The sequence below is a fragment of the Mycobacterium talmoniae genome, from assembly GCF_001854525.1.
Taxonomy (GTDB): domain Bacteria; phylum Actinomycetota; class Actinomycetes; order Mycobacteriales; family Mycobacteriaceae; genus Mycobacterium; species Mycobacterium talmoniae.
The window spans coordinates 1-6,896 of the sequence record NZ_MLQM01000225.1 but is presented as its reverse complement, the minus strand read 5'-3'; the positions used below and the strand labels follow the sequence as shown (position 1 = coordinate 6,896).

5 protein-coding genes are annotated in these 6,896 nt (G+C 70.8%); 4 read left to right on the top strand and 1 reads right to left on the bottom strand.

Translation table 11 applies throughout. The features are described from left to right. From BKN37_RS24790 to BKN37_RS24775, 4 genes are all read left to right on the top strand, one after another. Positions 1–635 (top strand): ABC transporter permease (locus BKN37_RS24790; RefSeq protein ID WP_131823686.1); only part of this gene is annotated, 635 nt, incomplete at its 5' end. Continuing rightward, the gene (locus BKN37_RS24785; protein ID WP_071029652.1) at positions 632–1,522 is read left to right on the top strand and encodes an ABC transporter permease; all 891 of its coding nucleotides are present in this window, start codon (positions 632–634) and stop codon (positions 1,520–1,522) included. The genes BKN37_RS24790 and BKN37_RS24785, both read left to right, overlap by 4 nt. Then, on the top strand, positions 1,519–3,357 hold the full coding sequence (locus BKN37_RS24780; protein WP_071029650.1) for a dipeptide ABC transporter ATP-binding protein: 1,839 nt from the start codon (positions 1,519–1,521) through the stop codon (positions 3,355–3,357). The genes BKN37_RS24785 and BKN37_RS24780 overlap by 4 nt, the downstream gene beginning before the upstream one ends. 97 nt (positions 3,358–3,454) lie before the next feature. Then, complete coding sequence (locus BKN37_RS24775; protein ID WP_071029654.1) at positions 3,455–5,071, top strand: ABC transporter family substrate-binding protein; 1,617 nt, start codon at positions 3,455–3,457, stop codon at positions 5,069–5,071. A 9-nt stretch (positions 5,072–5,080) separates the two neighbouring features. Here BKN37_RS24775 and BKN37_RS29380 read toward each other — a convergent pair. Beyond that, positions 5,081–6,896, bottom strand: a 1,816-nt coding sequence (locus BKN37_RS29380) for an ATP-binding protein (protein WP_071029648.1), incomplete at its 5' end; no start/stop codon positions are given.

Genomic DNA, 6,896 nt, shown 5'->3' with positions numbered 1-6,896 from the left:
GGCTCGGGGCGTGGGGCGCGATTCGGCAGTACCGGCTGTCCGACCGGGTCATCACCCTGCTGGCGTTGCTGGTGATCTCGACACCGACTTTCGTGCTGGCGAACCTGGCCATCCTGGCCGCGCTGCGGGTCAACTGGGGGCTGGGCATGCAGTTGTTCGAGTACACCGGCGAAACCTCGCCGGGGGTGGCCGCCGGGGTGTGGCCGCAGCTGCTGGACCGGCTGCAGCATCTGGTGCTGCCCTCGCTGACGTTGGCGCTGGGCGCGGCCGCCGGGTTCAGCCGCTACCAACGCAACGCGATGCTCGACGTTTTGGGCCAGGATTTCATCCGCACCGCCCGCGCCAAGGGCCTGACCCGCCGGCGCGCCCTGATCAAACACGGCCTGCGCACCGCGCTGATCCCGATGGCCACCCTGTTCGCCTACGGGGTGGCCGGGCTGGTCACCGGCTCGGTGTTCGTCGAGAAGATCTTCGGCTGGCACGGCATGGGCGAATGGGTGATCCAGGGGGTGGCCACGCAAGACACCAACATCATCGCGGCGATCACGGTGTTCACCGGGTCGGTGGTGCTGTTGGCCGGGCTGCTGTCGGACGTGATCTACGCGATCCTCGATCCGCGGGTGCGGGTGTCATGACCGCCGCCGACACCGCGCAGTTCACCTCGCGGCGCACCCTGGTGTGGCGCCGGTTCGTGCGCAGCCGGTCGGCGGTCGGGTCACTGCTGGTGCTGGCGCTGCTGTTCATCGCCTGCTACGCGCTGCCGCCGCTGTTGCCGTACTCCTACACCGATCTGGACTACACCGCGCTGCTGCAACCGCCGGGCGCCGCGCATTGGTTGGGCACCAACGCCTTAGGGCAGGACCTGTTGGCGCAGATGCTGCGCGGGATGCAGAAGTCGATGCTGATCGGGGTGTGCGTGGCGTTCATCTCCACGCTGATCGCCGCCACCGTCGGCGCGGTCTCCGGCTACTTCGGCGGCTGGCGGGATCGGGTGCTGATGTGGCTGGTGGATTTGCTGCTGGTAGTGCCGGCCTTCATCCTCATCGCGATCGTCACGCCGCGCACCAAGGGTGCGGGCAACATCTTCTTCCTCATCCTGCTGCTGGCCGGGTTCAGCTGGATGGTCAGCTCGCGGATGGTCCGGGGCCTGACGATGAGCCTGCGGGAACGCGAATTCATCCAGGCCGCACGGTATATGGGCGTGCCCAACCGCCGGATCATCACCCACCACGTGGTGCCCAATGTCGCCTCCATCCTGATCATCGACACCACCCTCAACGTCGCGGTGGCGATCCTGGCCGAAACCGGGCTGAGCTTCCTCGGTTTCGGCATCCAGCCCCCCGACGTGTCGCTGGGCACCCTGATCGCCGACGGCACCGCGTCCGCGATCACCTTCCCGTGGGTGTTCCTGTTTCCCGCCGGGGTACTGATCACGATCCTGGTGTGCGCCAACCTGGCTGGCGACGGCCTGCGCGACGCCTTGGACCCCGGCAGCGCCACCCTTCGGCGGGGAGCGCGATGAGCCCGCTGCTGTCGGTGACCGACCTGACGGTCACCTTCCCCACCGACACCGAGCGGGTCGCCGCGGTGCGCGGCATCAGCTATCACGTCGATCCCGGCGAAGTCGTGGCCATGGTCGGCGAATCCGGGTCGGGAAAGTCGGCGGCGGCCATGGCGGTGATGGGTCTGCTGCCCGAGTACGCCGCGGTGTCCGGCTCGGTGCAACTGCACGGCGCCGAGCTGCTCGGCCTGTCCGATACCGCGATGTCACGGTTCCGCGGCAAGACGATCGGCATGGTGTTCCAGGACCCGATGTCGGCGCTGACACCGGTCTACCCGGTCGGTGACCAGATCGCCGAGGCGATCGAGGTGCATCAGCCTCAGGTGGGCCGCAAGGCCGCGCGCCGGCGGGCGGTGGAGCTGCTGGAGCTGGTCGGCATCGCCCAGCCGCAGCGGCGGGCGCGGGCGTTTCCGCATGAACTGTCCGGCGGCGAGCGGCAGCGGGTGGTGATCGCGATCGCGATCGCCAACGATCCGGACCTGCTGATCTGCGACGAGCCCACCACCGCACTGGATGTCACCGTGCAGGCGCAGATCCTGGACGTGCTCAAGACGGCCCGCGATGTCACCGGCGCCGGGGTGCTGATCATCACCCACGACTTGGGGGTGGTCGCCGAGTTCGCCGACCGGGCGTTGGTGATGTATGCCGGCCGAGTCGTGGAGGCCGCCGCGGTGGCCGACCTGTACCGGGAACGCCAGATGCCGTACACCGTCGGGTTGTTGGGCTCGGTGCCCCGCCTGGACGCCGCGCAGGGCACCCGGCTGGTGCCGATCCCGGGCGCGCCGCCGTCGCTGGCCGCGCTGGACCCCGGCTGCCCGTTCGCGCCGCGATGCCCGCTGGCCATCGACGAATGCCGTGACGCGGAGCCGGATTTGGCTCCGGTGGGGCCCGACCATCGGGCGGCCTGCATCCGCACCGAGCACGTGGCGGGTCGCAGCGCCGCCGACATCTACGGGGTCGGCACCGACACGCCGGAGACCGCATCCGCCGACGACGCGCCGGTGGTGGTGCGGGTGCAGGATCTGGTCAAGACCTACCGACTGACCAAAGGGGTGGTGCTGCGGCGCAACCTCGGCGAGGTCCGCGCGGTCGACGGGGTCAGCTTCGAACTGCAGCAGGGCCGCACGCTGGGCATCGTCGGCGAGTCGGGGTCGGGAAAATCCACCACGCTGCATCAGATTCTGCAGCTCAGCGCCCCGCAGGCGGGCACCATCGAGGTTCTGGGCACCGACGTCGCCACCCTGACCGCGGGCACCCGGCGGGTGTTGCGACGCGACTTGCAGGTGGTGTTCCAGGATCCGGTGGCCTCCCTGGACCCCCGCTTCCCGGTTTTCGATGTGCTTGCCGAGCCGCTGCGCGCCAACGGGTTTGGCAAGGACGAGATCAACACCCGGGTCGCCGAGTTGCTCGAGCTGGTGGGGCTGCGGCGCGCCGACGCCAGCCGCTACCCCGCCGAGTTCTCCGGCGGACAAAAACAACGCATCGGTATCGCCCGCGCGCTGGCGTTGCAGCCGAAGATCCTCGCGCTCGATGAGCCGGTGTCCGCCCTGGACGTGTCCATCCAGGCCGGCATCATCAACCTGCTGCTGGATTTGCAGCAGCAGCTCGGGTTGTCCTACCTGTTTGTGTCCCATGACCTTTCGGTCGTCAAACATCTCGCGCACCGGGTGGCGGTGATGTTCGCCGGCGCCATCGTCGAGCAGGGTGAGGCCGATGAGGTTCTGCGCGCACCCCAACACGACTACACCCGCCGGCTGCTGGCCGCGGTCCCCCAACCGGAGCCGCATCGTGGGTAGCCGTGCGTTGACTCTGCGCTCAGGGCGCGGTTTTGCGAGAAGAGATCGCCCTAGGCGCAGAGTCACCGCGGTCTGCGCGGCGGTGCTGACGGCCGGACTGATCCTCACCGGGTGTGCCCCGGTCAACATAGACGCGGTCGACGGCGCCGCCGAGATCGGCAGCAGCAGCGACATCAACCCGCAGGATCCGGCCACATTGCAAGACGGCGGGAACCTGCGGCTGGCGCTGGCGGAGTTCCCGCCGAACTTCAACACCTTGCACATCGACGGCAACCTGGCCGATATCGGCGGCATGCTCAAGGCCACCCTGCCGCGCGCGTTCACCATCGGCCCGGACGGCTCGGCCACCGTGGACACCGACTACTTCACCAGTGTCGAGCTCACCGGCACCGACCCGCAGGTGGTTACCTACACCATCAACCCGAAGGCGGTATGGTCCGACGGCACCCCGCTGACCTGGGAAGACATCGCCAGCCAACTCCACGCCGTCAGTGGGGTCGACGACCGGTTCGCGATCGCCAGCACCGGCGGGGCCGAACGGGTCAAGTCGGTGACCCGCGGTGTCGACGACCGGCAGGCGGTGGTGACCTTCGCCAAGCCGTATTCGGAGTGGCGCGGCATGTTCGCCGGCAACTCGATGCTGCTGCCCAAGAGCATGACCGCCACCCCCGACGCGTTCAACAAGGGCCAACTGCAGCGGCCCGGCCCGTCGGCCGGCCCGTTCATCGTGTCCGCGTTGGACCGCGGCGCGCAGCGCATCACGTTGACCCGCAATCCGCGCTGGTGGGGCAGAAAGCCGCGGCTGGACAGCATCACCTACCTGGTGCTCGACGACGCGGCGCGGCTGCCGGCGCTGCAGAACAAGACCATCGACGCCACCGGGGTGGCCTCCCTGGACCAGCTGACCATCGCGCGGCGCACCCGCGGCATCTCGATCCGTCGCGCCCCCACCCCGGCCTGGTATCACTTCACCATCAATGGGGCGCCCGGCTCGATCCTGGCCGATAAGGCGCTGCGGGTCGCCGTCACCAAGGGCATCGACCGCCAGCTCATCGCCGACGTGACCCAGCGCGGCCTGACCACCGATCCGGTCCCGTTGAACAACCACATCTACGTCGCCGGCCAGGAAGGCTACCAAGACAACAGCATCGGCTACGACCCGGAGCAGGCCAAGCGTGAACTCGACGCGCTGGGCTGGAAACTCAACGGGAAGTTCCGTGAAAAGAACGGGCGCCGGTTGGTGATCCGCGACGTGCTCTACGACGCGCAGAGCACCAAACAGTTCGGCCAGATCGCGCAGCACAGCCTGGCCCAGATCGGGGTCCAGCTGGAACTCGACGCCAAGAGCGGCTCCGGCTTTTTCAGCAAGTACATCAACGTCGGCGACTTCGATTTCGCGCAGTTCTCCTGGGTCGGTGACGCGTTCCCGCTGGCCGGGCTCACCCAGATCTACGCCTCGCACGGGGAGGGCAATTTCGGCAAGATCGGCAGCCCGCAGATCGACGCCAAGATCGAGCAGACGCTGTCCGAACTCGACCCGGCTAAGGCCCGGGCGCTGGCCAACGAGGTCGATGCGCTGTTGTGGGCGGAGGGTTTCAGCCTGCCGCTGACCCAAACCCCCGGCAACGTCGCGGTCCGCAGCTCCCTGGCCAACTTCGGCGCCACCGGGCTAGCGGATTTGGATTACACCGCGATCGGCTTCATGCGCGAGTAGGGCCGAGGCTCAGGCGGTCAGCTCGATGCGGTGCGCGCCGTCGACGCTTTGGTAGCGGGCGGGGGTGCAGGTCAGCACGATCACCTGGCCGTGCGCGCCGACCATGTCGAACACCTCCCCCATGCTGGCCAGCCGGCCCGGATCGGTGAAGCCCAGCGCATCGTCGATCAACACCGGGACGGTGTCTTCCTTGGCGACCAGCGCCGCGCCGGCCAGCCGCGCCAGGATGCCGAGTTGCTCTTTGGCCCCACCCGACAGCGAGTCGTAGGGCACGGTGCGGCCCTCGAGCGTGCGGCTGCAGATGCGCAGGTCGCTGTCCACCTCCACCTCGAAGCTGGGCCCGAACACCGGGCGGCCCAGCCGTTCGATTTCGGCGCGGAACGGGGCGACGTAACGCAGCCGGGTGGTGTCGCGGTGGCGGACCATCACCGACCGCAGCAGCTGCGCGGCGCGGGCCCGGCGCCCGATCCGCGCATGTTCGGCCGCGGCGTGGGCCCGCGCGGACTCGGCGTCGTCGAGCTGGCCTTTGCGGCCCTCGGTGCCGAACACGGCCAGCTCGACCTCCACCTGGTGCAGGGCGCGCGCGGCGTCGGCGTGCCGGCTGCGCAGCGCCTGGACCGCGGCGTCGGCCGCGGCCAGTTCGACGGCGACGGCGTCGGGCGCGGCGGCGGCCAGCCGCTCGGACAGCTCGTCGACGCGCCGGGTGGCGGCGCCCGCGGCGGCGGCGTTGGTGTCCGCGGCGGCCGCCACGGCGTCGTCACTGGCCGACGCCCGCTGCCCGGTGAGCCGCTCGGCGACCGCGTCCCGTTCGGCGCGCTGCGCCGCCAGCTTGTCCTGCACCAGCCGCGCCTGGGTGCAGCGCTCGGTGAGTTCGGTGGCCGCCGCGACCGCGGCGGCCTGGTGTGCCGCGCAGTCGGCGGCCGCCTGGCCGCGGACCGCCTCGGCCGCATCGCATTCGGCGCGGGCGGCCTCGGGCGTGATCGCGGTGTCGGGTTCGGGGGCCTCGGCCCGCAGCTGCGCCAGCCGGGACCGCAGCTGCTCCACCGGATCGTCACCGCACAGCGCCGCCAGGGTGGCGGTCAGCTGGTCGCGGCGGGCCTGCAGGTCGCGGCGCCGCTGGTCGGCGTGCCGCGCCGCGACGAGATCGGCGACTTTCGCGGCGGCCAGCGCGTCGGCCAGTTCGTGTTGCGCCGCAGCGCATTTGGCCTGGGCATCGCGGGCGGTGTCGCCCGGACTCAGCCGCACGCTGAGCAGGTCGGGCACGTCGACCTGGGTGGCGGCGGTGACGGTGGTCGACCAGCTCTGGCCGGCCGGCAGCACGATCCGCTGGCCGCCGACCACGAGCTCGACGTCGGCGGCCGCGGCGAATTCCACCGTCGCCGACATCGCGGCCAGCGACGCCTCGGCCCGATCCGCCGCGGCGGCGGCGTCTTCGATGCGGCGCAGCGCCGCCTCGGTGACCGCGATCCCGGCCAGCTCCTGGGCCACCCGGTCATGGTCCTGCTGGGCGGCCTCGATTTTGGCCAGCCGGGCCGCCAGGCGATCGGCCTCCGCCCGGTGCGCGAGCTGGTCCAGCACGCGGCGGGCCGACTCGACGCGCTGCTCGGCGGCCGCGAGCACCCGGGCCGCGTCGGCGACCGCAGCGTCGGCGGCCGCGGCGGCGTCGCGGGCGGTGGACTCCGCGGCCGCGGCGGCGCGGGCGTCGGCCTCCAGCGCGGTGACCGCGGCGGCGCGGGTGTCGAACTCGGTGCGCAGCCGGAGCCGTTTGGTGTGGTCGGCGGGGGCCGCGGCGGCGGTGGCGGCGGCCGCGGTCGCGATCAACTGA

Excerpts from the sequence above, each read along its gene's own strand:
- BKN37_RS24785 (WP_071029652.1), top strand. The coding sequence starts at position 632 with ATGACCGCCGCCGACACCGCGCAGTTCACCTCGCGGCGCACCCTGGTG.
- BKN37_RS24780 (WP_071029650.1), top strand. The coding sequence starts at position 1,519 with ATGAGCCCGCTGCTGTCGGTGACCGACCTGACGGTCACCTTCCCCACC.